Source organism: Sulfitobacter dubius (assembly GCF_027214245.1).
Taxonomy (GTDB): Bacteria; Pseudomonadota; Alphaproteobacteria; order Rhodobacterales; family Rhodobacteraceae; genus Sulfitobacter; species Sulfitobacter dubius_A.
Genome location: NZ_JAPWHM010000002.1, coordinates 274,167 through 298,711 on the forward strand (window position 1 = coordinate 274,167; position 24,545 = coordinate 298,711).

General features: G+C 61.7%; 22 protein-coding genes. 15 read left to right on the top strand and 7 right to left on the bottom strand.

All coding sequences use genetic code 11. The features are described from left to right. Positions 1 to 74 precede the first annotated feature (74 nt). Together O4H31_RS05190 and O4H31_RS05195 are read right to left on the bottom strand one after the other, a co-directional pair. Positions 75 to 479: a hypothetical protein gene (locus O4H31_RS05190; RefSeq protein WP_269343494.1), complete on the bottom strand. Its 405-nt coding sequence runs from the start codon at positions 477 to 479 to the stop codon at positions 75 to 77. A gap of 118 nt (positions 480 to 597) precedes the next feature. Beyond that, the gene (locus O4H31_RS05195; RefSeq protein WP_269343497.1) at positions 598 to 1,500 is read right to left on the bottom strand and encodes a DUF305 domain-containing protein; all 903 of its coding nucleotides are present in this window, start codon (positions 1,498 to 1,500) and stop codon (positions 598 to 600) included. Between the two features lie 199 nt (positions 1,501 to 1,699). Here O4H31_RS05195 and O4H31_RS05200 point away from each other — a divergent pair, with 199 nt between their 5' ends. The 6 genes from O4H31_RS05200 (at position 1,700) to O4H31_RS05225 (ending at position 7,936) form a co-directional block, all read left to right on the top strand. Continuing rightward, positions 1,700 to 1,978 (top strand): metal-sensitive transcriptional regulator, encoded by a 279-nt coding sequence (locus O4H31_RS05200; RefSeq protein ID WP_067630970.1) that lies wholly within the window; start codon positions 1,700 to 1,702, stop codon positions 1,976 to 1,978. Positions 1,979 to 2,238: 260 nt separating this feature from the next. Next, positions 2,239 to 2,385: a hypothetical protein gene (locus tag O4H31_RS05205; RefSeq protein WP_269343499.1), complete on the top strand. Its 147-nt coding sequence runs from the start codon at positions 2,239 to 2,241 to the stop codon at positions 2,383 to 2,385. A 484-nt stretch (positions 2,386 to 2,869) separates the two neighbouring features. After that, a complete protein-coding gene (locus O4H31_RS05210) occupies positions 2,870 to 4,441 on the top strand; it encodes an ABC transporter substrate-binding protein (protein ID WP_269343501.1) in 1,572 nt (523 codons plus the stop codon). Positions 4,442 to 4,523: 82 nt separating this feature from the next. Continuing rightward, complete coding sequence (locus O4H31_RS05215; protein WP_269343504.1) at positions 4,524 to 5,480, top strand: ABC transporter permease; 957 nt, start codon at positions 4,524 to 4,526, stop codon at positions 5,478 to 5,480. A gap of 2 nt (positions 5,481 to 5,482) precedes the next feature. Continuing rightward, positions 5,483 to 6,301 (top strand): ABC transporter permease, encoded by an 819-nt coding sequence (locus O4H31_RS05220; protein ID WP_201722017.1) that lies wholly within the window; start codon positions 5,483 to 5,485, stop codon positions 6,299 to 6,301. 18 nt (positions 6,302 to 6,319) lie between these two features. Beyond that, positions 6,320 to 7,936: an ABC transporter ATP-binding protein gene (locus tag O4H31_RS05225; RefSeq protein WP_269343508.1), complete on the top strand. Its 1,617-nt coding sequence runs from the start codon at positions 6,320 to 6,322 to the stop codon at positions 7,934 to 7,936. 10 nt (positions 7,937 to 7,946) lie between these two features. On the opposite strand, the gene O4H31_RS05230 is transcribed toward O4H31_RS05225, so the two are convergent. Genes O4H31_RS05230 through O4H31_RS05250 form a run of 5 tightly spaced genes read right to left on the bottom strand, consistent with a single transcriptional unit; the run spans position 7,947 to position 14,287 of the window. After that, positions 7,947 to 9,278 (bottom strand): aspartate aminotransferase family protein, encoded by a 1,332-nt coding sequence (locus O4H31_RS05230; RefSeq protein WP_331283697.1) that lies wholly within the window; start codon positions 9,276 to 9,278, stop codon positions 7,947 to 7,949. A gap of 3 nt (positions 9,279 to 9,281) precedes the next feature. Next, positions 9,282 to 10,394, bottom strand: coding sequence for a phosphotransferase (locus O4H31_RS05235; RefSeq protein WP_269343512.1), 1,113 nt, complete (start codon positions 10,392 to 10,394; stop codon positions 9,282 to 9,284). Next, the gene (locus O4H31_RS05240; protein ID WP_269343514.1) at positions 10,391 to 11,680 is read right to left on the bottom strand and encodes an ArgE/DapE family deacylase; all 1,290 of its coding nucleotides are present in this window, start codon (positions 11,678 to 11,680) and stop codon (positions 10,391 to 10,393) included. Before O4H31_RS05240 ends, O4H31_RS05235 begins: the two co-directional genes overlap by 4 nt. Positions 11,681 to 11,699: 19 nt before the next feature. Beyond that, positions 11,700 to 13,262: an acetolactate synthase large subunit gene (locus tag O4H31_RS05245; RefSeq protein WP_269343517.1), complete on the bottom strand. Its 1,563-nt coding sequence runs from the start codon at positions 13,260 to 13,262 to the stop codon at positions 11,700 to 11,702. Continuing rightward, entirely contained in the window at positions 13,259 to 14,287 is a 1,029-nt protein-coding gene (locus O4H31_RS05250; RefSeq protein WP_269343518.1) for a histone deacetylase family protein, read from the bottom strand. Before O4H31_RS05250 ends, O4H31_RS05245 begins: the two co-directional genes overlap by 4 nt. Before the next feature lie 123 nt (positions 14,288 to 14,410). Here O4H31_RS05250 and O4H31_RS05255 point away from each other — a divergent pair, with 123 nt between their 5' ends. From O4H31_RS05255 to O4H31_RS05295, 9 genes are all read left to right on the top strand, one after another. After that, positions 14,411 to 15,070 carry a GntR family transcriptional regulator gene (locus O4H31_RS05255; protein WP_269343520.1) on the top strand — a complete coding sequence of 220 codons (660 nt, stop codon included), beginning with the start codon at positions 14,411 to 14,413 and terminating at the stop codon, positions 15,068 to 15,070. Between the two features lie 99 nt (positions 15,071 to 15,169). Next, complete coding sequence (locus O4H31_RS05260; protein WP_419723585.1) at positions 15,170 to 16,744, top strand: ABC transporter substrate-binding protein; 1,575 nt, start codon at positions 15,170 to 15,172, stop codon at positions 16,742 to 16,744. A gap of 76 nt (positions 16,745 to 16,820) precedes the next feature. Next, positions 16,821 to 17,792 (top strand): ABC transporter permease, encoded by a 972-nt coding sequence (locus O4H31_RS05265; protein ID WP_269343524.1) that lies wholly within the window; start codon positions 16,821 to 16,823, stop codon positions 17,790 to 17,792. Next, positions 17,789 to 18,628 (top strand): ABC transporter permease, encoded by an 840-nt coding sequence (locus O4H31_RS05270; RefSeq protein WP_269343525.1) that lies wholly within the window; start codon positions 17,789 to 17,791, stop codon positions 18,626 to 18,628. The genes O4H31_RS05265 and O4H31_RS05270 overlap by 4 nt, the downstream gene beginning before the upstream one ends. Then, complete coding sequence (locus O4H31_RS05275; RefSeq protein WP_269343527.1) at positions 18,625 to 20,247, top strand: ABC transporter ATP-binding protein; 1,623 nt, start codon at positions 18,625 to 18,627, stop codon at positions 20,245 to 20,247. The genes O4H31_RS05270 and O4H31_RS05275 overlap by 4 nt, the downstream gene beginning before the upstream one ends. A 27-nt stretch (positions 20,248 to 20,274) precedes the next feature. Next, the gene (locus O4H31_RS05280; protein ID WP_269343529.1) at positions 20,275 to 21,033 is read left to right on the top strand and encodes an SDR family NAD(P)-dependent oxidoreductase; all 759 of its coding nucleotides are present in this window, start codon (positions 20,275 to 20,277) and stop codon (positions 21,031 to 21,033) included. Between the two features lie 155 nt (positions 21,034 to 21,188). Then, a complete protein-coding gene (locus tag O4H31_RS05285; protein ID WP_067940853.1) occupies positions 21,189 to 21,659 on the top strand; it encodes a (2Fe-2S)-binding protein in 471 nt (156 codons plus the stop codon). Positions 21,660 to 21,663: 4 nt separating this feature from the next. Then, positions 21,664 to 23,964 (top strand): xanthine dehydrogenase family protein molybdopterin-binding subunit, encoded by a 2,301-nt coding sequence (locus O4H31_RS05290; protein WP_269343530.1) that lies wholly within the window; start codon positions 21,664 to 21,666, stop codon positions 23,962 to 23,964. Between the two features lie 244 nt (positions 23,965 to 24,208). Then, positions 24,209 to 24,544, top strand: a complete 336-nt coding sequence (locus O4H31_RS05295; RefSeq protein ID WP_269343532.1) for an Hpt domain-containing protein — start codon at positions 24,209 to 24,211, stop codon at positions 24,542 to 24,544. Position 24,545: the final 1 nt, after the last annotated feature.

The window sequence follows — 24,545 nt, forward strand, 5'->3', positions numbered from 1 at the left end:
TGCCTGAGAAAGAGGTGATCTTACCCGCGGCTCGAAACCGCGGATGCAAAGGCCGTCAGGGGGCCGGGATCAACTTAGGCTCGAGGCGGACGCAATTGGCCCGTGGGCTGGCCAGAAGCGACAGAGTGGGACACGCTGGCATATTCAACGGATCGCACGACCGTTATCTTGGCGTCCTGCGATGTGGTCAGCGCCGCCGTCAGACAGATGCCACCACAGCAAGGCTCGCCTTCGAAACTCTCTGGTATGTCTGTCAGATCAGGCAGCGCGGCAACATCCTGTTGCAGTTCTGATGCTGCGGTCATCTGGTGGCCCGCGTGATGCCCTGCCTGCGCGCTTTCGTGCATTCCGCTTTCGGCATGAACCGAAGAGGGCGGAAGCAGCAACAGACCACAGGCCAAAACCACACCCAAAAGGGCGCGGCAGAGGTTTGATATGTTTGCCAGAGCACGCATGGCCTTAGCAGTGTCGTAAGTCACGAAGCCTGTCAACGCGTCCAGCGCTGGAAGGATTGCAATTAAATCTTTGACCTTTGCATCAAAGTCGCGAAAGTCGACGGGAGGCCCAGCCGGTTCGGCAGGCCCCCCATGGGGACGGTCACATCTCGTTCGAGCAGTCCAAGAAGCCGCGGTAGCCAACGGTCAGCCCGCGGTCGAGATGGAATTTCATCTCGGCTTCTGAGCGGCGCAGGTTGCTTTCGGTGTCGGTCCAATCCGCCCCGGCGAGGGGGGTGACGGTCACGTCAACGCCGTCGGCGGTGAACCGGGCGCCATCGGCAAGCGCGGCTTGGTCAATGGCCTCATCGGATTGCAGTTCGATCAAGGTGCCCGAGAGTTTGATCCCCCCGGCATTCCCCGCCATCACGAGGCTGGGATCGCCTTCGTTGGTGCGGCCAAACTGGCAGGTGGCGGCGCTGCCCAGCAGGCTTTCGACGTTCTCAGGGGTCAGTCCCGCCGGGTCGACTTTTGCGACCTCTGCGGAGGATAGTGCCTCTTCCACCGTACCGACTTCGGGCTGGCTTTCGGTCTCGCCCAGTTCCGGATCAACCGCGTCGCCGTTCTCTTCGATATCGGCGATCAGGCTGCGCATCTCGGCGATTTCTTTGCGCTGCGCGGCGATGATGCCATCGGCCATCTTGCGCACGCGCGGGTCCGAAAGTTCTGCCCGCTCAGAGGTCATAATGGCGATCGAATGGTGCGGGATCATGGCGCGCATATAGCTGGTATCGCCCACAGTAATTTGGCTGCGCACCAGCCAAAGGGTCAGGGCGAAGACCGCGATGGAGCCGATATAGATGGCGATGTTGATGGCCTTGTTGGAATACATCGACAACATGAAGCTCAGCATGATGACCGCCATCACAGCCCCCATCAGCAGCGCCATATAGGTCCGCGTTTCGCTAAAAAAGACATGCTCGAAGGCGTAGGTGTTCAGGTACATCAGGCCAAACATCACGATGGTCGAAGTCGCGATCATTGCGGCGAAACGCCAGTAGGACATGGGGGTTCTCCTCTTTCAAAATTCTGCGCGATTGCGGCGCGCACCGTGGCAATCAAGAACGCGGGGGGCTATGATCGCCAAAGCCAATGCGGGCCTAGCAACGCGCCGGCAAAATGCGAATGAGGCGGCCCTAGATACCCCCCTGTGGTATGTTAACTGGCCACGGTCGTCTTAGTTCCAGGACGTGGAGGCACCAAACGTGGAAGCAAAGCAGAACAAGGCAGCGATCCTCAAGCGACTGGCGCGGCTGGAGGGGCAGTTGCGCGGCGTCACACGGATGGTCGACGAGGGGCGGTATTGCGTGGACGTGCTGGTGCAAACCGCCGCCGTCCGCTCGGCCCTGCGCGCGGTCGAGCGATTGGTGATCGAGGATCACGCCAACCACTGTATGGAAGAGGCGATCCTATCGGGCGACCGCGAAGAGCAGCGCCAGAAGTTCCGTGAATTGGTCGCCTTGCTGGAAAAGGCACGCGACTAGGGGGTCGTTTTGGAGGTGGGTGGTTTCGGCCTTGGACCCAAGGGGTGAAACCGGCGGCTTGGTCGCAAGCGTAATGCGCAGGTTTCCTCTCATCGCAACTTCGTGGTGCAACCATACCTCCGAGGCGAACATTAGCTCTTTGTAGCTGTATTTTTTCGAACGCCCCGCTTTTTAGGGACGCAAGAGATGGTCGGCGTCCGCGCTAATGAATTCCCGACTGCGGATCGCTGACCGCATTAACTGACCGAAAGGAGAACGTCATGCCAAACGAGCCAGATCACGCCAAAGAGAAACGCCCGCCCCACCGGGAGCGCCACAACGCGCAGGATGACCACGAAGGCGCGGCGCACCGTCCTGAGGAGTTCGATCCAAAGAACCCGCAAAAGGCGGTGAGGAAAGAGAAGTGAACGCGAAAGCAGTGCGAAATTCCCGCGCTGCTTTCGCGTATCGCCCAGTTTTTATTGTCGGGCGAAAAATACCCTAAGGGTGCCGCGGACGGGGCGGGATCAGCTCCCCCGGTTTTGCGGCGCTCGCGGCAATGATCGGCGGGCGCGGCGCATACTTAGCCCGACCACAACACTTTGTTCTCCCCGAAAAACCTCTCTAGCCGTAGCGTAACTTCGCGACACGCGCGTCGGGCATCTATACCCCGGCGGTGGAACCGGCTATGCCTATGACCAAGATCGTTGCGGCGGGCAAACTGCCGCGGCTGATCGCATTGCAGGCAGAGACGCGCTGTCGTTCTGCGGCGGCGGTGTTTTGACCGCGATAGCAGGCGGGGCGACTGGCCCATGCCACTGCGAGGGGCGGCGGTAAACGCCGCGTAACCGACCATTACGCTAAGCGCTTTGTCAGAGCGTTTGACCAAGAAAACAAACATAGGGGGATACAATGACCAATTTCACAAAACGTCAAAACGGACCGAGCCGTCGCAGTTTTCTAGCAGGGAGCGCGGCTGCGGTGGGGGCAGGGCTGATCTTGCCACAGGGCGCGCGGGCACAGGCCCAGCCCAAAAAGGGTGGCACGCTGCGGGTTGGCTTTACCCAAGGGTCGACCTCCGACAGCCTTGATCCTGCAACCTTCAACAACGACTTCATGTTCGCCAGCGGCTATGCGGTCTTTAACACTCTGACGGAAATCGCTCCCGACGGCACCGCCCAGCCCGACTTGGCTGAGAGCTTTGAGGCCAGCACCGACGCGGCCACATGGACCTTCCGCCTGCGCGACAACGCGCAATTCTCGGACGGCAAAACGGCGACGGCGAATGACGTGATCGCTTCGATCCGTCACCACATGGGGCCAGAGTCCAAATCCGGTATCAAACCGCTGCTAGAGCAGATCACCGACATCCGCGCCGATGGCGACAAGGTTGTGGTTTTTGAACTGGCCGCCGGCAATGCGGATTTCCCGTTTATCTTCAATGATTACCACCTCGGCATTCGCCAAGACACCGGCGATGGCACGATCGACCCCAACAGCCGCATCGGCACCGGCGGCTATGTGATCGACGTCTTCGAGCCGGGCGTGCGGGTCGAACTGACGCGCCGCGATGACTACTGGAAAGAGGGCCGCGCGCATTTCGACAAGGTTGTGATCCTGAAAGTCGGCGATCCGGCGGCGCGGATGAACGCGCTGATGACCGGCGAAGTTGATCTGATCGACCGGCCCGACCTCAAGACGATCAACCTTCTGGGCCGCGCGCCCAACGTGAAGATCCACACCCAAGACGGCACGCTGCATTACATCATGCCGATGCAGACCAACACGGCCCCGTTTGACGACATGAACGTGCGGATGGCGCTGAAATACGGCATCAACCGCGAAGACATGATCGAAAAGGTTCTGCGTGGCTATGGCACCGTGGGCAACGACCAACCGATCTCGCGCTCGATGCCCTACTACAACAATGACCTTGAGCAGATCACCTATGATCCTGAGCGGGCGAAGTACCACCTGAAACAGGCGGGGCTTGAAAGCCTTGATGTGACGTTGTCCACCTCGGACGCAGCCTTTAACGGGGCGGTGGATGCCTCGGTTCTTTTTGCCGAAAACGCGCGGCCTGCGGGGCTGAATATCGAGGTGAAGCGCGAGCCGGATGACGGCTATTGGTCGAATGTCTGGCTGCAAAAGCCCTTCTGCTGCTCCTATTGGGGTGGCCGTCCGACGCCTGACCTGATGTTCTCGACCGGCTATGCCGCCGATGCGGAGTGGAACGAGACCAAATGGGACAATGAGCGCTTCAATGAGCTGCTGCTACAAGCGCGGCCCGAGCTCGACCAGACCCGCCGCGCCGAGATGTACGGCGAGATGCAAAAGATCGTGAAAGAGCAGGGCGGCGCGCTGATCCCGGCCTTTGGTCAATATGTCTCGGCCATGAGCGAAAGCGTTCAGATGCCTGAGGAAGTGTCCGAGATGTGGGATCTCGACAGCCAGCGCTTCATCGAACGCTGGTGGATGTCCTAAGCCACAACCTCATCCGGGCGGCCCCAAGGGGCCGTCCGTTTCCCGCACCAATGGCCCGATCCGGGCCGGAGAAAACCTTAGCATGTCCCGGCTTCAGAAGCTTGTTATCGGCCGAGTGTCCCTCGGCATTCTGACCCTCTTTGTCGTATCCGCCCTCATGTTCGTTGGCATTGAGCTTTTGCCCGGTGATCTGGCGCAGCAGATTCTAGGCCAATCGGCGACCGAGTCGACCCTCGCTGCCTTTCGCGCCGAACTGGGCCTCGATCAGCCTGCGCATCTTCGCTATCTCGATTGGCTTGGTGGTGTGCTGCGCGGCGATTTTGGCACCTCTTTGGCCTCAGGGCGCGAGGTGTCTGAGCTTTTGGGCCCGCGGCTTGCCAACACCATGTTTCTGGCCACCTATGCCGCCGTCATCGCCGCCCCGCTGGCGGTGATCCTTGGCCTTTTGGCGGCGCTGTGGCGCAACACGCTGTTTGACCGGGGCGTCAACCTGACCGCGCTTTCCGCGATCTCTATGCCCGAGTTTTTCGTGGGCTATGTCCTGATCCTATTCCTGTCGATCAAGGCGGGTGTCTTCCCTACGCTGGCACGGATCGACAGCGCCACAGGGCTCTGGGACGCGCTTTATCGCAGCTTTCTGCCCGCGCTGACGCTTATTCTGGTGGTCGTGGCGCATATGATGCGGATGACGCGGGCGGCCATCATCAACGTGCTGGCCTCGCCCTATATTGAGATGGCCCGCCTTAAGGGTGTCCCGCGCTGGCGCATTATCGTGCAGCACGCGCTGCCCAACGCTTTGGCGCCGATCGTCAACGTCGTGGCGCTGAACCTTGCCTATCTGGTGGTCGGCGTGGTGGTGGTAGAGGTCGTCTTTTCCTACCCCGGTCTTGGGCAGTTGTTGGTCGATGCAGTCTCCAGCCGGGATTTCCCGGTGGTGCAGGCGGTGGGGCTATTCTTTGCCACTGTTTACATCACGCTCAACGTCTTGGCCGACATCATCTCGATCATGTCGAACCCGCGTCTGCGGCACGGGAGATAACGATGAAATCTTTGCTGAAATCCGCGCCCCCCTCGGCGATCTTTGGGATGGTGGTGCTGGCCATCGTCGCCTTTACGGGGGTATTCGCGCCCATCGTCGCGCCCTACGGCGAGACGCAGGTGGTGGGCGATGCCTATCTGCCATGGAGTGCCGCGCATCCGCTGGGCACCGACAATCTGGGTCGCGATATGCTGTCGCGCATGATCTTTGGCGCGCGCAATACTGTCGGGCTGGCGCTGCTGACCACGGCTATTTCCTTTTCGGTCGGGTCAACGCTGGGGATGCTGGCCGCGCTTAAAGGCGGCTGGCTGGACGAAGTCCTGTCGCGCCTGGTCGATGTGCTGATGGCCGTGCCGCCGCTGATTTTGGCGCTGATGCTCTTGGCCATCGTCGGTCCGTCGATCCCCAATATGGTCGGGGTGATCGCGGTGATCTATGTGGCGCCAGTCTACCGGCTGTCGCGGGCTGCGGCGATGAATGTGGTCGGCCTTGATTTCGTCGAAGCCGCAAGGCTGCGCGGAGAGCGCACGCCATGGCTGCTACGGCGGGAGATTCTGCCCAACATCTGGTCGACGCTGATCGCCGAGTTTGGCGTGCGCTTTTGCTTTGTGTTTCTCTTTATCGCGGCGCTGTCCTTTCTCGGCATCGGGATTCAGCCACCCACGGCGGACTGGGGGTCGATGGTGAAAGAGAACGCCACCTTGATCAGTTTCGGGGATATCACCCCGCTGATCCCGGCGGCGGCCATCGCCTTGCTGACCGTTGCGATCAACCTGATCGTCGATTGGATGCTGCACCGCGCCAGCGGTCTGAAAAGTTAACCAAGCAGGGGCAGGAATATGGGAAATCTTCTTAACATTCGCGGTCTCCGGCTTGAGGCAGGCAGCCGCGCGTGGCCCAATGCGATTATCAAAGGGCTCGATCTGGAACTGGACCGGGGTGAAGTGCTGGGCCTTGTCGGCGAAAGCGGGGCGGGTAAAAGCTCCGCCGGGCTGGCGGCGATGGGCTATGTCCGCGACGGGGTGCGCTTTGCCGGGGGCAGTGTCGAATTTGACGGGACCGAATTGATCGGCATGGCGGGCGGGCAATTGCGCCGTCTGCACGGCAAGCGGATCGCTTATGTCGCCCAGTCCGCGGCGGCGAGCTTTAACCCCGCCAAGACGTTGATCGACCAATATACCGAAGCGCCCCGCCTGCACGGTGTCTCGGGCCGCGCGGCGGCAGAACAGGACGCCGTTGCGCTCTACCGTCAGATGCAATTGCCCAACCCCGAAGAGATCGGCTTTCGCTATCCGCACCAAGTGTCGGGCGGCCAGTTGCAGCGGGCGATGACGGCGATGGCCATGGCCTGCCGCCCCGATCTGATCATCTTTGACGAGCCGACGACCGCCCTAGACGTCACCACCCAGATAGAAGTGCTGGGCGCGATCCGTGATATTGTCGAGCAATATGACACGGCGGCGATCTATATCACCCATGATCTGGCGGTGGTCAGCCAGATGGCCGACCGCATCTGCGTAATGAAGGATGGCGCGGCGGTGGAGACCGCGCCGACCAGGACCATGCTGGACGCCCCGCAGGAGGAATACACCCGCTCGCTCTGGGCCGTGCGGTCGTTTCGCCGTCCCGACGCTGAGGCGGGGGAGGCTCAGGCGCTGATCCGCTGCGAGGGGGTCTCGGCGGCCTATGGGCCGATGACCGTGCTGGATAATCTCAACTTCACCTTTCCGCGCGGCCAGACCACGGCGGTGGTGGGGGAAAGCGGGTCAGGTAAATCCACCCTCGCGCGGGTGATCGCGGGGCTGCTACCCCCCGCCTCGGGGCAGTTTTTCTGGGATGACGCCCCGCTGGAGCCACGGCTGTCAAAGCGCGGGGCCGAGACGCTGCGCAACATTCAGATGATCTATCAATCGGCGGATACCTCGCTGAACCCGCGCCACAATATTCGCGAGATATTGACGCGCCCGGTGCGCAAGTTCACGGGTCGCAAGCGGCAAGAGCTTCGGGCGCGGGTGGAGGAGTTGATGGATTTGGTCGACCTCGACCGCGCCTTTCTTGATCGCAAACCCAGCGAGCTGTCCGGCGGTCAGAAGCAGCGCGTTGGCATCGCCCGCGCGCTGGCCGCCGAGCCCGAGTTCATCATCTGTGACGAAGTCACCAGCGCGCTGGACCAACTGGTGGCCGAAGGGATCTTGCGGTTGTTGGTGCGTTTGCAGACCGAGCTGGACCTGACCTTCATGTTTATCACCCATGATTTGGCCACGGTTGAGGCGATTGCCCATAAGGTGATCGTGCTCAAGAATGGCCAGATCGTCGAGCAGGGCGGGCGCGATGAGATCTTCGGCGCGCCAAAGCAGGCCTATACCAAGCGGCTGCTGACATCGGTGCCGCAGATGGATCCTGAATGGCTGACCGAGGCCCGCGCGCGGGAGCGGTCCCTGCGCGAGGCACAGTAGGGCCGCGGGGTTAAATTCCCTCGGCCCGCGCGGCGGCGAAGGCGGCTTCGGTCGCGTCGAGGAACAGGGTCGCTTCGGCCTGCTGCAAGACAAGCGGGGGGCGGATTTTCAGAACATTGGCCCCCGGCCCGGTGGCGCTGATAAGCACGCCATTCTGGCGCAGGTGGTTGACCACGAATTTGGCGCGGGCGGCGTCGGGCGCGTTGGTCTCGCGCGCGGTGACGCATTCGACCGCCAGAAACAACCCCGCGCCGCGCACATGGCCGATCTCGGGGTAGCGGGTCGCGATGTCTTGCAAGCCGCCCTTGAGGTAGCCGCCGACGGCTGTGGCATTGGCCTGCAACCCCTCATCCACGATCACGTCGAGCACGGCCATGCCTGCGGCGGCGGCCACGGGGTTGCCGCCAAAGGTGTTAAAATAGCGTGCCTTTTCGCCAAATTCTTGCACCAGCTCTGGCCGCATCGCGGTGCCGGAAAGGGGGAACCCGTTACCCATCGGCTTGCCCATCGTGACCATGTCAGGCACCAGCCCGTGGCGCTGGAACCCCCAGAAGGCGTCGCCAGTGCGGGCAAAGCCGGGCTGCACTTCGTCAGCGATGAAGAGCCCGCCCTCGGCGCGGATCAGATCGACCGCCGGTTGCAGGAACCCCGCCGGATCGGGGTGCAGCCCATCGCTGGAGAAGATCGTATCGACGATGAAGGCCGCAGGCTCGATCCCATCGGCGCGCATCTCGGCAATCGCTTGGGCCAGATCGGCGGCGAGTTTGGCGCCCTGCTGCGCCTCGGGGATGCGGAGCGTGTCGGGCGCGTCGATCAGTCGGATGCGCGGGCTACGCGGGGTGAAATCGCCTAAGGAGGGGGAGAGTTCGGCCACCGCTTCGGTCAGCCCGTGATAGGCAAGGCGGGTCACGATGACTCCCTCGCGCCGGGTATAGCTGCGGGCGATGCGCAGGGCGATGTCATTCGCCTCGGACCCGGTGCAGGTGAACATGACATGACCGAGTGCGTCTGGCATCGTGGCGAGCAGCCGTTCGGCGTAAGTCACCACGTTTTCATGCAGATAGCGGGTGTGAGTGTTCAGCACGCCCAACTGGTGGGTGATCGCCTCGACCACGCGCGGATGACAATGGCCGACCGAGGCGACGTTGTTGTAGGCATCAAGGTATTTGCGCCCGTCCTTGTCCCACAGCCAGACGCCTTCGCTGCGCTCAATGTGCAGCGGCTGGTCGTAGAACAGCCGGTAGGCGGGGCCGAGCGCCTTGGCGCGGCGGTCGATCAGGGCGCGGTCGGCGGGGCTGAGGGCGTCAGCTTGGGCGTTGTCATAGGCGTTGATCATGGTTATCGGTCACTCCGTTCCCGCAGCACGATGCAGGGCTTTGATCGCGGCGGCGTCGCCGATCTGGTCGAGTGCTGCCAGCCCGCGTTGCGAGGCGGCGGCGTTGCGCAGGATATAGGCGGCATTCTCGGGATAGCGCCGCGCGCGGGATGCACCGATCGCCAAGGTGGTGGCATGGCGCAGACGGATCAGGCTTGGCAGGAACGCGATTTCCTCGGCCTCCAGCGGCAGCCGTGCGGCAAAGCCCGCTACCATCTCGCAAATGGCGCCGAGCGGGTCCGAGCCTTGGCCGAGTTGATAGGAGCAGGCCACCGCCAGATCACAGGCCAACGGCGTATGCACCATATCGCCGAAGTCGATCAGCCCGACGGGGTGCTGCGCCTCTGGCCCATCGACCAGAATGTTATGGGGGTTAAAGTCATTATGCACGATCTGCGTCCGCAGATGTGGAAGCTGGGGCGCGACTTCTGCATCAAAGTGATCGAGGGTGCGCCCCAGTTGGGCGCGCAGCTCGGCGTCTTGCACATCCGCCAGCAGCGGGCGCAGATGGCCTGCCTGTTTGATGTCCCACTGCAGAAAATGTCCCCCCGCCGGATGGAAAAAACCGCGCAGACCAAGCGCCACCCGTGCGTGAAAATCCCCCAAAGCGCGGTGAAGGCCGGGGCGCGGCGTGGCATTGCTGAGGACGGTGCCGCCAAGGAAGGTCATCAAACGCACGACATGGGATTGACCATCGGCGGCGGTGGCCACTTCGGCGGCCTTGCCGTTCAGGCTGGCGCAGATGCGCTGCACGGGGAGGTCGGGATCAGCGGCGGCCAGATGCATCAACGCGGCAGTCTGCATATCAGTTACAGCACGCTCTTCGGCGGCATTGGTGATCTTCAGCAACGCCTCTTCTCCGCTTGGCAGGGTGATCAGGAAATTTGCATCCTTCTCTGCCGCCAGTGGCTTGATCTCACCCGAGATACCATAGCGCTGCAAGGCAACCTCTGCCGCGCGTGCCGCGTCAAAGGCGGGCGGATCTTGCGCTAGAAGATCGGTCTTGTTGCCGCTCTCTTCGGCCAGCACACCGCTGAGAAAGGGGGGCAAGCCGCCTTGAGGCGTGATCCCGACCTCGGTCATGGGGTGATGTCCTCGGTCCCGCACCATTCGGCGATGAAAAGCGCCATGGCTTGGGTGATTTTCTTGACCGAACTCAGACTGACAGATTCGTTGATCCCGTGAATGTTGCGCGATTTTGGCCCGTAGCAGAGCGCCGGGATCTTGTTGTAAAGCGCATAAACCCGTGTATCGAGGTAGCCTGCCGTCATAAAGGATTGCAGCGGCGCGCCGATGGCCTCTTCATGGGCGCGTTCCAACACGGCTTCGGCTTCGCTGCCCGGCTCCAGCACATAGCCTTCGGCGTGAAAGCCGTTAAAGACCACTTTGGGCGGGTTGTTGGACAGGAAGTTATCACTCTGGGCAAAGGCCTTGACCCGTTCGGTAATTTCCCGCGCGGCGTCTTCGGCACGGCGGCCCGGATAGATGGAAACGCGGCAATCGATGTTGCACCATGACGGCACCGAAGATGCCCAATCGCCGCCTTCGATCTTGCCGATGTTGAGGTTAATGGGATGGGCTTCGTCTTCGAAATGCGGGTGGTCGCCTTTCTCGGCGTTCCAGTCCTCCTCCATCTCACGCAGGGCGGTCATCACGCGGGTGGCCGCGTCGATCGCATTGGCCCCTTCGCCCATTTCGCGCACATGGACAGGCACGCCACGTACCTGCACCTGAAACCAAATGACGCCTGTGTTGGCGCGGACCAGCATTTCCTCTTCGGGTTCGGGGATGAAGACCGCATCGGCGGTGTAGCCTTGTAGGAAGGTCTGCAATGCGCCGTTGCCGGTGGATTCCTCCTCCACCACGGATTGCACATAGACGGTCGCCGCCGGTTGCAGCCCGATGCGGCGCAGCGCGTCGAGCGCAAAGATATTTGCAGCCGCCCCCGCCTTCATATCGCCCGCGCCCCGGCCATACATCCAATCGCCGTCGATCTTGGCCGAAAAGGGCGGATCATCCCACATGTCGTGCAGCCCTTCGGGCACCACGTCGAGATGCGATTGCAGGATCAGCGAGCGACCCGCCTCATCGCGCGGGCGGTGGATGCCCACGACGATGGGCGCGTCAGAGTGATCGTCGGAGTATTTCGAGCCGCCGGGGTGCGCCTCAATCGCAGCGCGGTCCATCTTGAAACGGTCCATCGCATAGCCACGGCTTTGCAGGTTGCGAAACAGCAGGTCTTGGATCGCATGTTCATGGCCGCGCAGCGAAGGGGTCTGCACGAGTTGTTGGGTAAAGCTCACTTGCTCAGCGAAGCCATCTTCGACAGCCTGAAGGATGCGGGATTTCAGATCAGGATCGAGGGTCATGTCGTGTCCTTTCGGTGGGTTACAGCATCGCTTCGATGAGGAAGGGGCCGGGCTCTTTTGCGGACTCTTCGATGGTGCGCATCAAGTCGGCGATGTCTTCGACCCGTTTGCCCGGCACGCCCATGCCCTTGGCCATGGCGACGAAATCCAGTTGCGGGCGGTCGAGGTTCAGCATGCTCAGCGCGTCGGGGCCGGGTTGGGCACCGACGTTGTGCAACTCGCCCTTGAGGATCTCATAGGACTGATTGGCGAGGATGATCGTGGTGACGTTGGAGTTCTCGCGCGCTTGGGTCCAAAGCCCTTGGATGGTGTACATCGCCGATCCATCCGCTTGCAGCGTGATCACCGGACGGTCAGGGCAAGCAATGGCGGCCCCGGCAGAAAGCGGGATACCAATGCCAATCGAACCGCCGGTGATGGCTAGCCAAGAGTTTGGCGCAGCGCTGTCGCCTGCGGGGAAGGTGGCCCCGCCAGAGGATACCGCTTCATCCACCACAATCGCGTCTTCCGGCAGCGCATTAGCCAAAGCCGCGCCGAGGTTTTGCAAAGTGATGCCGCCTGCCTGCGGTACGGCGGGCTTGTCATGCTGGGGAGGCGTGGCGGATTTGGCACCGATCCGATCCGCCAGTGCGGCGATGGCCTCAGACCCGTTACCATCAACAGCCGCCAATGTGACGGTATGGCAATCGACCGGCAGCAGCAGGCTCGGCTTGCCGGGATAGGCAAAAAAGGCGACGGGGGGCGGGGTCTCAATCAGGATCGCGCGGCTGTAGGGGGCAAGGCATTCAAGGGCCGCGTTGATCGGGTAGGGGACTTTGTTGATCGCAAAGCGGCCCTGACCCCGCTCCAGACGGCGGTTTGAGGTGGGCGCGAGGATATCGGCCCCGGTCTTGTCTGCAATGCCGTGCAGCAGCGCCATTGCTTCTTGGCTTTCCAGCACCGCGCTGCCGACGAGTAGAACGGTTTTCTCACCGCTCTCCAAAGCCTTGATCGCGGCATCTAGCGCGTGTTCATCCAGCGGAGCAGGGGCGGCGGGGGCCACGGCCTCGGCCATCTTGCCGCCCGCATCCCAGCCGATATCCGCAGGGGCGATCAATGTGGCGACCTTGCCGGGCTTGCTCTGCGCTACGGCGAGGGCGGTCATCGCATCCGCCGCAAAGCTGCCCGCATCGCGGCCTGAGCGGACCCAATCGCTGAATGGCGCACAGGCGCCTTCGACATCTGCCGAGAGGGGGGCATCGTATTTCTGGTGCCGCAGCGCGTGGTCGCCCACAAGGTTGACCATCGGCACCCGCGCCTTGCGGGCGTTGTGCAGGTTGGCGGCGGCATTGGCGAAACCGGGCGCGAGGTGCAGTAGGGTCACTGCCGGTTTCCCGGCCATGCGCGCATAGCCATCGGCGGCACCGGTCACCACGCCTTCGAACAGGCCCAAGACGCAGCGCATCAGTTTGGTGCGGTCCAGCGCGTCGACGAATTGCATCTCGGAGGTGCCGGGATTGGCGAAACAGACCTCCACCCCGCCCGCATGCAGGCTGCGGACAACGCTTTCAGCGCCGTTCATCTCTTTGGGTGTCTTGCTCATGCTGTGGCCTCGCGGAATGTCGTGAGAAATGATTTTGCGTTATCGGCAAGGGAGGGGCCAAGGTAACCGCCCTCTTGAATCAATGCCGTGGGAAGGTTCAGCGCCGCCAAGCGCCGCGCCATTTCGGCAAAGCCGTCGGGGTAGACATTTACGGCGGCCAGCGGATCATCGGCGGCCATGTCAAAGCCCAGTGAGACCACCAGCGCCTCGGCTCCGAAATCACGGATCGCGGCGATGCCTTTGTCGAGCAGGGCCAGCACGTCATCTTGGCTCGCGCCCTGTTCCAGCAGCAGGTTCAGCGATTTGCCCACCCCGTCGCCTTCGCCCGTTTCATCCGCATGGCCAAGGTAGAAGGTGGGGTAGGTGGCCGGGTCGGGGTGCAGCGAGCAAAAGAAGATGTCGCCGCGTTCGTAGAGGATGTCGAGCGAGCCATTGCCGGTGTGCACGTCGATATCGATCAGCGCGACCTTTTTGTAGGTCTGGGTCAGATGCTCCGCCGCGATGCAAGCGTTGTTGAAAAAGCAAAACCCGTTCGCGCAATCGCGCATCGCGTGGTGGCCGGGCGGACGGCAAAGCGCATAGGCGGCGCGGGCACCGGCTGCCACGGTCTCGGCAGCTTGGACGGCGGTTTGCGCCGACCAATAGGCGGCGTCCCATGACCCTTCGGTCAGTGGGGTCGAGGTGTCGGTCATCCACCAGCCCAATTGACCGTGAATGTCCTTGGGCTCTTTCCCGCGCCGCACGCCGGGGTGCATGGTTGGGATGGCCAGCGCATCAGGGCCCGCGCTTTCGACGAAGCGGGCGTGTGCGTCGGGCAGGAAGTCGACGTAGTCGGGGTTGTGCACGGCCTTGATCGGGGCAAGCCCGTGGTCTTGGGGTTTGGTAATCTTAAACCCTTCGCCGATTAACATATCGCGTAGAATTTCAGCACGTTGTGGCTGTTCTTGATGCGGCATGGCCGCGCCGCGCCGAAAGTAGTGGGTCGGTGCGTGGCCAAGCTGGCGTTCGTCGAAAAAGACTTTCATCACATTCCCTGTGGTCTGATGTCGCTGCGGCGGAGCATTGCAGTTTTAATTTGCAGGCTCAATAGAAATGATGCATCATGCATCAAAACTGGCCATGGTTCGGTCGGTAAGGACGAGGGCGCGATGGCCGAGATCAGTCAAGTTTCATTGGGCGATGCGATCTATGATCGGGTCTGTCAGGACTTGGTAGAAGGCAAGCTGCGCCCGAATGAAAAGGTTACCATTCGCGGCTTGGCCGAGCGGCTGGGCACCAGTTCGACGCCAGTGCGCGACGCGGTGCAGCGGCTCTTGCGGGATGAGGCTTTGATCCAGCGCAGCATGCGCGACGTGCGCGTGCCGGTGCTGACCGAGGCGCAGTATCTTGAGATCGCAAGCATCCGGCGCGAGTTGGAGGGTTTTGCCGCAGGCCGTGCCGCCGAGATGGTGGGAGCCAAGGAAATCCGCCGCCTGAAAAAGATCGTGGAGCGGAATGAGGCCGCAGCCGTGGCCGGGCGCTGGCCGCAGGCGGTGAAGTACAATCAGGAGTTCCATTTCGCGCTGGTAGAGGCGGCGGAGATGCCGATCCTGCTGGCCATTCTCAGCGGGCTATGGCTGCGCATGGGGCCGCTCATCGCGGGGTACTATGCGCGGGAACAGCTGGGGCTGGTCCGACATCATCAGGCGATCATTGCCGCCTGTGAAAATCGCGATCCTGCGGCGGCTGCCGCGGAGATGCGTGCAGACATAGATGACGCAAAGGAGGGGATCATCAGATACATCCAATCGTTCACCATAGACGAATGAGCAATTCAAGCGCTGCGCATCGCGCGGCCATCACCCAAACGACTGCAAGAAGCCGACAGAAGATCGGACGCTGTCACTGGGCGAGTCAAAGCAAAACCAATGGGGATTTACATGCTACACACCACTAAATTAACCGCAGCCGTTCTGGCGCTGGCACTGGCCGGACCACTGGCCGCGCAGGATGGCGAGCCGAAATCCGGCGGCACGCTCAACGTTGTGATCCAGCCCGAACCGCCCAGCCTGATGATCGGCCTTGTGCAGAACGGCCCGACACAGATGGTCGGCGGCGATATCTACGAAAGCCTGCTGCGCTATGATTTCGATCTGAAACCCGAAGGCCAATTGGCTGAATCTTGGGAGATTTCAGAGGACGGCAAGACCTATACCTTCAAGCTGCGCGAGGGCGTGGTGTTCCATGACGGAGAGCCCTTCACCTCGGCGGATGTTGAATTCTCCATGGATAAGTTCCTGCGCGAGAGCCACTCGCGGATGCGCACCTATATGGAGCATGTCGAAAGCATCGAGACGCCGGATGAATATACGGTTGTCTTTAACCTAAAGCAGCCCTTCGGCCCCTTCATCGGCATCTTTGAGCCGGGCACCGCGCCGATGATCCCAAAACACATCTACGAAGGCACGGATTTTGCAAACAATGAGGCGAACAACACGCCCATCGGCACCGGTCCTTTCAAGTTCGACAAATGGGAAAAGGGTAGCTTCATCCATCTGGTAAAGAACGAAGACTACTACATGGAGGGCAAACCCTACGTCGACGAAGTCTATTACCACGTGATCCCCGACGCGGCGTCGCGCGCCGTGGCCTATGAGACCGGCAAGGTTGACGTGCTGCCCGGCGGCTCGGTCGAGAACTTCGACGTGGCGCGCATTCAGGCGATGGACAACACCTGCATCACCGACAAGGGCTGGGAATACTTCGGCCCGCTGTCTTGGATGTGGGTGAACAACGACAACAAGCCGCTTGATGATGTGAAAGTGCGCAAGGCGATCATGCATGGCGTCGACCGGCAGTTCGCCAAGGACGCGCTTTGGAATGGTCTGGGTAAAATCTCCACCGGGCCGCTGTCGTCTTCCACACGGTTCTATGACGGCGATACGCCGGATATCTCCTATGATCCGGAAAAGGCCAAAGCACTGCTGGAAGAAAGCAGCTATGACGGCGAAACCATCCGCATCTTGGGTCTGCCTTACGGTGAGACGTGGCAGCGCTGGGCCGAGGCGGTCAAACAGAACCTGAGCGAGATCGGCATGACGACCGAGATCGTGCCCTCGGACGTTGCGGGCTGGAACCAGAAGGTCGCGGACCGCGACTATGATCTCGCCTTTACCTACCTCTACCAATACGGCGATCCGGCGCTCGGCGTTTCGCGGACCTATATGGGCGACAATGCCGCTCCCGGTTCGCCTTGGAACAACGTGGCAAACTATCAAAATGCCGAAACGGACAAGCTGTTCGCCGAAGCGGCATTGATGGCCAGCCCCGAAGAGCGCAAGGCCGCCTATAAGGAAATCCAAGACAAAATCGTCGAGGAAGTGCCGAACATTTGGCTCTTGGAACTGGGTTTCCCCACGATCTACCGCTGTGACATCAAAAACCCCGTCAACACTGCCTTTGGTGTGAACGACGGTTTCCGTGACGTGTGGATCGACAAATAAAAAGAGCGACAACGCTCAAGGTCCGAGCCGTTTCGGCGGCTTGGGCTCACTTTAGAACAAGAACGGGGCGGATAGCGTGATACGTTTCATATTGGGCAGGTTGATCAAGGCAGTGTTTATCCTGCTGGCGATCCTTGTCTTCAATTTCCTGCTGATCCATGCGGCACCGGGTGACCCTGCTGCGGTCATGGCGGGCGAAGCCGGGGCGGCGGATGAGAAATTCCTTGCAGACCTGCGGGCGCGTTTCGGGCTGGACCAGCCGCTCTACATGCAGCTGTGGCTCTATATCAAAGGCGCGGTGCAGCTTGATCTGGGCTATTCCTTCCGCCAGCAGATGCCGGTGGCCGAGATGATCGGCGACCGCCTGCCAGCGACGCTTTTGCTGACTGGCGTGGCCTTCGTGCTGTCGCTGGTCTTGGGCGTGACCGCCGGCGTCGCGGCCTCTGCCCGGCAGGGGCGGTGGGGTGACACGATCATCTCGACCTTCGCGTTGCTGTTCTATGCCACGCCGCTGTTCTGGGTGGCGCTGATGGCAACGTTGGTGTTTTCCGTCTGGCTCGAATGGTTGCCGGGCTTTGGCTATGCGACCATCGGGGCGGGCTATACGGGTTTTGCCCATGTATTGGATGTGGCGAAACACCTCGTCCTCCCGGCCTCTACCTTGGGGCTGTTCTTCACGGCGATCTACATGCGTATGACACGGGCTTCGATGCTTGAAGTGTCGCGGCTCGATTTCGTAAAAACCGCCCGTGCCAAGGGGCTGACCCGCGGCGTGATCCAGCGGCGGCACATCCTGCGCAATGCGCTTTTGCCGGTCATTACGCTTGCGGGGCTTCAGGCTGGGCAGATCTTTGGCGGGGCGATCCTGACCGAGACCGTCTTTGCATGGCCCGGCATCGGGCGGCTGATGTTCGAGGCGATCAACCAGCGGGATTACAACGTGATCCTCGGGGTCTTTTACATCTCGGCGGCCATGGTGCTGCTGTTCAACCTGATCACGGATGTCATCTATGTCATTGTTGATCCGCGGATAAGGCTGACGACATGATGAGCTTTTGGAAACGTTTCAGCTATAACCGCGGCGCGGTGATCGGCTTGGTCATCCTGACCTTCGTCGTGGCCGCCGCCATTCTCGCACCCATCCTGTTCCCGCAAAGCCCGTGGAAAATGGTGCAGCGTCCCTTCCTGCCGCCGTTCACCCAAGACGGGCTGCTTCTGGGTACAGATGCGCTTGGCCGCAATGTGCTGGCAGGGCTGGCACATGGGGCTTATGTGAGCCTGCTGGTCGGGCTGGTCTCGACCATCGTGGCGTTGTCCATCGGCGTGCCGGTGGGGGCCGCGGCGGGGTATTTTGCGGGGCGGATTGACGACGCGCTCATGCGGTTTACCGAGTTCTTTCAGACCATCCCTAGCTTTGCGCTGGCGATCGTGCTCTTGGCAATTTTCCAGCCCAGCCTGACCTTTGTGATCATCGCGATTTCCATCGTGTCATGGCCCCCAGTCGCGCGTCTGGTGCGCGGCGAGGTGCTGTCGCTCAGAACCCGCGAGTTTGTCGAGGCTGCAAGCCTGTCGGGGCTTGGCAACCTTCAGATCATCACCCGCCACATCCTGCCCAACGCGCTGCCGCCGATCATCGTGCTGGCCTCGCTTATGGTGGCGCAGGCGATCCTGCTGGAAAGTTCGCTGTCCTTTCTGGGGCTGGGCGATCCGAACATCATGTCTTGGGGCTATATGATCGGGGCTGCACGCACCGTGATCCGCACCGCATGGTGGCTGTCCTTCCTGCCGGGCATGGCGATCCTTTTGACCGTGCTGGCGCTGAACCTGATCGGCGAAGGCCTGAACGACGCGCTGAACCCGCGATTGACGAGGAAATCCGAATGACCCTGCTTCGCATCCGTGATCTGTCTATCGCTTTGCCCATGGGGGCGGATCGGCTCTATGCCGCGAAGGACATCAACTTTGACCTCGCACCGGGAGAGATCCTCTGCATTGTCGGCGAAAGCGGGTCTGGTAAATCCATGTCGGCCAATGCGGTGATGGGGCTGTTGCCGCAGGGGGTTCTGCCCGACAAGGGCAGCATCACCTTTGACGGGCAGTCGATCCTCGGCCTGTCTGAGAAAGAGATGTTGAAGCTGCGCGGCAGCCGTATTTCGATGATCTTTCAGGAACCGCTCAGCGCGTTGAACCCGCTGATGCGGGTCGGCGCGCAAATCGCCGAGGTGTTCGAGGCGCATGGTGCGCTCAACAGCTCGGAACGGCGCGCGCGGGCGTTGAAACTGCTGGAGGAGGTCGGCATTCCCGACCCCCAAGCAGCGATCCGGGCCTACCCCTTCCAGCTTTCGGGCGGGCAGCGACAAAGGGTCATGATTGCGATGGCCTTGGCGCTCGAGCCTGACATCCTGATCGCGGATGAGCCGACCACGGCGCTTGATGTGACCACCCAAGCGCAGATCCTCACGCTGATTGAAGACCTGCGCCGCAAGCGCGGCATGGCGGTAATCTTTATCACCCATGACTTTGGCGTGGTGGCCGATATCGCCGACCGGGTGATCGTCATGAAAAAGGGTGAAATCGTTGAGGCAGGCCCGGCTCAAGAGGTGCTGTTGAAGCCCCAGCACCCCTATACCCGCGCCCTGATCGACGCGATCCCCCGGCTGACCCAGACCGATGCGCCCGAGCAGGTCGAGCGCGCGCCGCTCTTAAAGGTTGAAGGGCTGCAAAAAACCTTTTCGACCGGCTCTGGCACGCTCTTTGGCAAGCGCCGTGTGGTGAAGGCCGTGCAGGACGTGAGCTTTGACCTCTACGCGGGCGAGACGATTGGTATCGTCGGAGAATCCGGGTCGGGCAAATCCACCGTCGGGCGCTGTCTGGTGCGTCTGCTCGATCCCGATAGGGGCAGGGTGCTGATGGATGGCGTGGATATCGCCCATATGTCCGGCGCGGAACTGCGGGCACAGCGGCGCAAGTTGCAAATGATCTTTCAAGACCCGTTTTCCTCGCTCAACCCCCGCGCCCGCGTGTCCCGCATCCTCACCGAAGGCCTGATCGCCTATGGCACGCCGGATAAAGAGGCGAAGGCCAAAGCGCGGGAGTTGCTTGAACTGGTTGGGCTGGACGAAAGCGCGATGAAACGGTTCCCACACGAGTTCTCTGGCGGGCAACGGCAGCGGATCGGCATTGCCCGCGCGCTGGCGCTGGAGCCGTCGATCATCATCGCGGATGAGGCCGTCTCGGCTCTCGACGTGTCCATTCAGGCGCAGGTGCTTGATCTGCTGGCCGAGTTGAAAACACGTCTGAACCTGTCGATGCTGTTCATCACTCACGACCTGCGCGTCGCGGCGCGGATTTGTGATCGGATCATCGTCATGCAAAAGGGCCAGATCGTCGAAGCGGGGCCGGTTGGCAAAGTGCTGCACGACCCCGATACCGCCTATACGCGCAGCCTGCTCGACGCTATTCCGGGGCAAGACTACGAACGCGCTCTGGCGGCTGCCGACTAGGGCGCTATTTCAGGCGTTGCGCCAGATATGGATCAAGCGATGGATACTGCGGACCACGACCAAAAGACGCTGCTTTTGACGGGGGCGAGCCGGGGCATCGGTCATGCCACGGCCAAGGCTTTCGCGGGCAAGGGGTGGCGGGTGATTGGCTGCTCGCGGCAGGCGTTCTCGCCCGAATGCCCTTGGCCCGGTGGGGCGCAGGACCATGTGCAGGTCGATCTAAGCGACCCGAACCAGACGATTGAGGCCGTCGCACAGGTCAAGCGGCTGTTGAACGGCAACCCGCTGCATGCGCTGGTCAACAATGCAGGCATTTCGCCAAAGGGTGAAGATGGCGGGCGGCTCAGCACGCTCGACACCGATCTGCGAACCTGGGGGCAGGTGTTTCATGTGAATTTCTTTGCCTCCGTGGTGCTGGCGCGGGGGCTTCAGGATGAACTCTCTGCCGGGCGCGGATCGGTGGTGAATGTGACCTCTATCGCCGGGTCGCGGGTGCATCCCTTTGCCGGGGCTGCCTATGCGACCTCAAAGGCGGCGCTCGCCGCACTGACGCGCGAGATGGCTCATGATTTCGGCCCGCTCGGCGTCAGGGTCAACGCCATTGCACCGGGCGAGGTGGACACGGCAATCCTCAGCGAAGGCACCGATAAAATTGTGCAGACCATTCCCCTGCGCCGCCTTGGTCAGCCCGATGAGGTCGCGCGGGCGATCTATTTCCTGTGCAGTGAGGAAAGCTCTTACGTCTCTGGAACCGAGATTGAGGTGAACGGCGGGCAGCACGTCTAAGGCCACACGCGCGCGCCTTCGTTCTGACAATTCCGTGATGACGTCAATCTGGCGCTGTGCCTGCGCTGCATTAGACCTATGTACAGCCCCTCACGTAAGGGCAGCTATACGCGCGCTCCCCTCAGGCAAAGCATACCCCAAGGGACAACCACTTCATGATAAAATTCGAATTGAACGGGCGGCAAATCTCTGTCGACGCAGACCCGGACATGCCCCTGTTGTGGGCGATCCGCGATGAAATCGGTCTGACCGGCACCAAGTTTGGCTGCGGCATCGGTGCCTGCGGCGCTTGTACCGTGCATATCGACGGCACCGCCACACGGTCCTGCATCACCTATCTGGCGGACGTCGAGGGCCTGTCGGTCACCACGATCGAAGGGCTGGACGAAGAGGGCAAGCACCCCGTTCAAGAAGCATGGCGCAACCTGCGCGTGCCGCAATGCGGCTACTGCCAGTCGGGTCAGATCATGCAGGCGGCGTCGCTGCTGCAAGACACGCCGAACCCCAGCGACGAAGACATCGACGCGGTGATGACCGGCAACCTTTGCCGTTGCATGACCTATCCCCGTATCCGTCAAGCCGTGCGCGACGCCGCCACAGCAATGGGAGGCTCCGACAATGGCTAATCTGATGTCCCGCCTGAAAGGCTCCGACAATCAATCGCAGATGACCCGCCGTGGGTTTCTGGTGTCCATGACCGCCGCGGGCGTTGCCTTTGGCTTCCCGCAGGCGTCGAACGCCGCGATGAACCCCGCCGTGCCGGATGGCACGCCGATCACTCCGAACGGCCAGCCGTTTGAGCCGTCGATGTGGTACTGGATCGACGCCGATGGTCAGGTCAACGTCAACATCATTCGCGCCGAGATGGGCCAGCACGTCGGCACCGCCATCGCGCGTATTCTGGCGGATGAATTGGAAGTGGCTTGGGAAGATGTGCACATCACCCATGTCGATTCAGCCAAGAAATGGGGCCTGATGGTCACCGGCGGCAGCTGGTCGATCTGGCAAAGCTGGCCGGTCTACCGTCAGGCAGGCGCTGCGGGCCGTACCGCGCTAATCGAAGCGGCGGCGGCCAAGTGGGGCGTTGATGCCTCTGGCCTGACCGCACGCGACGGTGCCGTGACCGATGGCACGCAAAGCATCAGCTACGGCGATCTGGTGGCCGAAGGGCTCGACCGGAGCTTTACCGAAGACGAATTGGCAGCCCTGCCGTTGAAACCCCATGCCGATCTGCGCCTTGTGGGCCAAGACGTGCATCCTCTTGATCTGGATACGAAGACCACCGGTCAGGCGATCTATGGCTTGGATGCCAAGGTCGATGGCATGGTCTACGGCGTGCCGATGCTGCCGCCGACGCGCTATGGCTCCAAGGTCAATTCAGTCGATGACAGCGCCGCGAAAGAGGTCAAAGGCTACCTTGAAACCGTGGTGCTGGATGACCCGTCGGGCACCGTGCCGGGCTGGGTTGTGGTGCTGGGCAAAACGCTCCATGCCGCTCGGATGGCCACCTATGAGATCAGCGTCGATTGGACAGCGGGCGAGACGGCCGATGTGTCAGAGGATGACATCCAAGCCCGCTCGCGCGAGTTGATCGGAAGCGATGCAGGCTCGATCCTGCACACTGAACAGCCCGAGACCAGCGCCGTTTTCGACGCCGCTGCCGAGACGCTGGAGGCCGAGTACACCACGCAATCCGTGTTGCACTTCCAGATGGAGCCGGTGAACGCGACCGTCTTCCAGAACGCCGATGGCATCTGGGAAACGCATGCGGGCAACCAGTGGCAATCGCTGATCCTGCCTACGCTGTCCACGGCGCTTGAGGTACCTGCCGACAAGATCGTGATGCGCAGCTATATGCTGGGCGGGGGCTTTGGCCGTCGTTTGAATGGTGATTATATCGTGCCGGCCGCGCTGGCCTCAAAGGCTGTCGGCAAGCCCGTCAAGCTGGTCTTCTCCCGCGAGGAAGACGCCCAGTTCGACAGCATCCGCTCGCCTTCAGTGCAAAAACTGCGCATGGCGTTTGACGATGCCAAAGCCGTCACAGGCATGGAACACCACGCCGCCGCCGGTTGGCCGACGCAGGTGATGGCGCCGGGCTTCATGCCCAAAGGTGTCAACGAAGAGCCTTACGATCCCTTTGCCATCGACGGTGCGGATCACTGGTACAGCGTCGGCGCGCACCGCGTGCGGGCGATCTCCAACGATCTGGCGAACGCGACCTTCCGTCCCGGTTGGCTGCGCTCGGTCGGGCCGGGCTGGACCAACTTTGCCGTCGAAAGCTTCATGGACGAGGCCGCGCATAAGATCGGCGCCGATCCATTGCAGTTCCGTCTGGATCACCTGAAGGCCGATGGCATCAACGCGGGCTCTGCGCCCAATGCGGTGGGCGGTGCGTCGCGTCAGGCGGCTGTCTTGCAGCGCGTGGCCGAGATGTCAGGCTACGGCAAGACCGACCTGCCCGAGGGCACGGCAATCGGGATCGCCACCACCTTTGGTCAGTCGCGGACCATGCCAACTTGGACCGCAGCCGCGGTAAAACTGGCGGTGGATGCCGAAACGGGCGAGGTTGCTGTCGAGAAGATGTGGCTGGCCTTCGATTGTGGCACCGTGGTCGACCCCGACGGGGCGCGCGCGCAATGCGAAGGCGCGGCGCTCTGGGGCCTGTCCATGGCTCTGCATGAGGGCACGCGGATCGAAGACGGCAATGTCGTTGATCTCAACCTCGGGTCTTATACGCCGTTGCGGATGGTTGATGTGCCGGACATCGAAGTGGCCTTTGTCGAGAGCACGGAAGTGCCCGTCGGACTTGGCGAGCCGGGCACCACGGTCATCGCGCCGGCGGTTGCCAACGCGATCTTCAACGCCACCGGGGCGCGGGTCCGTCATCTGCCGATCACCCCTGATGCGGTCCTCGCGGCGCTGGAAAGCTGATACCAAGAGACGGGCGCGACATGCCGCGCCCGTCTTTCATCTTGGCCGGGGGCGTCGTCGTCTTAAGCGGGGCGTGTATTCGGCTGGCAGCACAGAGACTGCCCAAATTCAACGGCCCAAATTTTGCGCGTTCTCTCTTAAAAACGTGTGGATTTACCCTCCGCGCCATAATTCTGACAGGTTTCGAACAATAATCTAAACGCGCGATCTATGCCCGGTTGCGGGCTGGTACGAAGGACAATCTGTGGCACCTACCGAAACATATGAACAGCGCGTTGCCGCCACGCGAAAACGCTTTATCGAAGGGATCCCGGATCGCTTGCAGGCCGTCTCTGACGCACTGCGCGAGACGGACGGGGCCGATCCGCGCGAGACGAACGCGCGTAAGGTCCACCGCATGCTGCACGATCTGGCCGGGAACGCCGCGATGCTGGATTACCTTGAGATTGAAGATTGTCTGCGCAAGGGGCTGCGCGTTGCCGAAGATGCAGATGAGTCCTCTTCGCCCTTGTCAGCCGATGATGTTCGTATAATTGAGACGGCTCTGGCCGATGCCAATAGCGTCGTCGAAAATATCTAAG

Bases quoted from the DNA above. Each gene is read 5' to 3' on its own strand.
- O4H31_RS05195 (WP_269343497.1), bottom strand. From the start codon at position 1,500: ATGTCCTACTGGCGTTTCGCCGCAATGATCGCGACTTCGACCATCGTG.
- O4H31_RS05205 (WP_269343499.1), top strand. From the start codon at position 2,239: ATGCCAAACGAGCCAGATCACGCCAAAGAGAAACGCCCGCCCCACCGG.
- O4H31_RS05210 (WP_269343501.1), top strand. From the start codon at position 2,870: ATGACCAATTTCACAAAACGTCAAAACGGACCGAGCCGTCGCAGTTTT.
- O4H31_RS05215 (WP_269343504.1), top strand. From the start codon at position 4,524: ATGTCCCGGCTTCAGAAGCTTGTTATCGGCCGAGTGTCCCTCGGCATT.
- O4H31_RS05220 (WP_201722017.1), top strand. From the start codon at position 5,483: ATGAAATCTTTGCTGAAATCCGCGCCCCCCTCGGCGATCTTTGGGATG.
- O4H31_RS05225 (WP_269343508.1), top strand. From the start codon at position 6,320: ATGGGAAATCTTCTTAACATTCGCGGTCTCCGGCTTGAGGCAGGCAGC.
- O4H31_RS05235 (WP_269343512.1), bottom strand. From the start codon at position 10,394: ATGACCGAGGTCGGGATCACGCCTCAAGGCGGCTTGCCCCCCTTTCTC.
- O4H31_RS05240 (WP_269343514.1), bottom strand. From the start codon at position 11,680: ATGACCCTCGATCCTGATCTGAAATCCCGCATCCTTCAGGCTGTCGAA.
- O4H31_RS05245 (WP_269343517.1), bottom strand. From the start codon at position 13,262: ATGAGCAAGACACCCAAAGAGATGAACGGCGCTGAAAGCGTTGTCCGC.
- O4H31_RS05250 (WP_269343518.1), bottom strand. From the start codon at position 14,287: ATGAAAGTCTTTTTCGACGAACGCCAGCTTGGCCACGCACCGACCCAC.
- O4H31_RS05255 (WP_269343520.1), top strand. From the start codon at position 14,411: ATGGCCGAGATCAGTCAAGTTTCATTGGGCGATGCGATCTATGATCGG.
- O4H31_RS05260 (WP_419723585.1), top strand. From the start codon at position 15,170: ATGGGGATTTACATGCTACACACCACTAAATTAACCGCAGCCGTTCTG.
- O4H31_RS05270 (WP_269343525.1), top strand. From the start codon at position 17,789: ATGATGAGCTTTTGGAAACGTTTCAGCTATAACCGCGGCGCGGTGATC.
- O4H31_RS05275 (WP_269343527.1), top strand. From the start codon at position 18,625: ATGACCCTGCTTCGCATCCGTGATCTGTCTATCGCTTTGCCCATGGGG.
- O4H31_RS05280 (WP_269343529.1), top strand. From the start codon at position 20,275: ATGGATCAAGCGATGGATACTGCGGACCACGACCAAAAGACGCTGCTT.
- O4H31_RS05285 (WP_067940853.1), top strand. From the start codon at position 21,189: ATGATAAAATTCGAATTGAACGGGCGGCAAATCTCTGTCGACGCAGAC.
- O4H31_RS05290 (WP_269343530.1), top strand. From the start codon at position 21,664: ATGTCCCGCCTGAAAGGCTCCGACAATCAATCGCAGATGACCCGCCGT.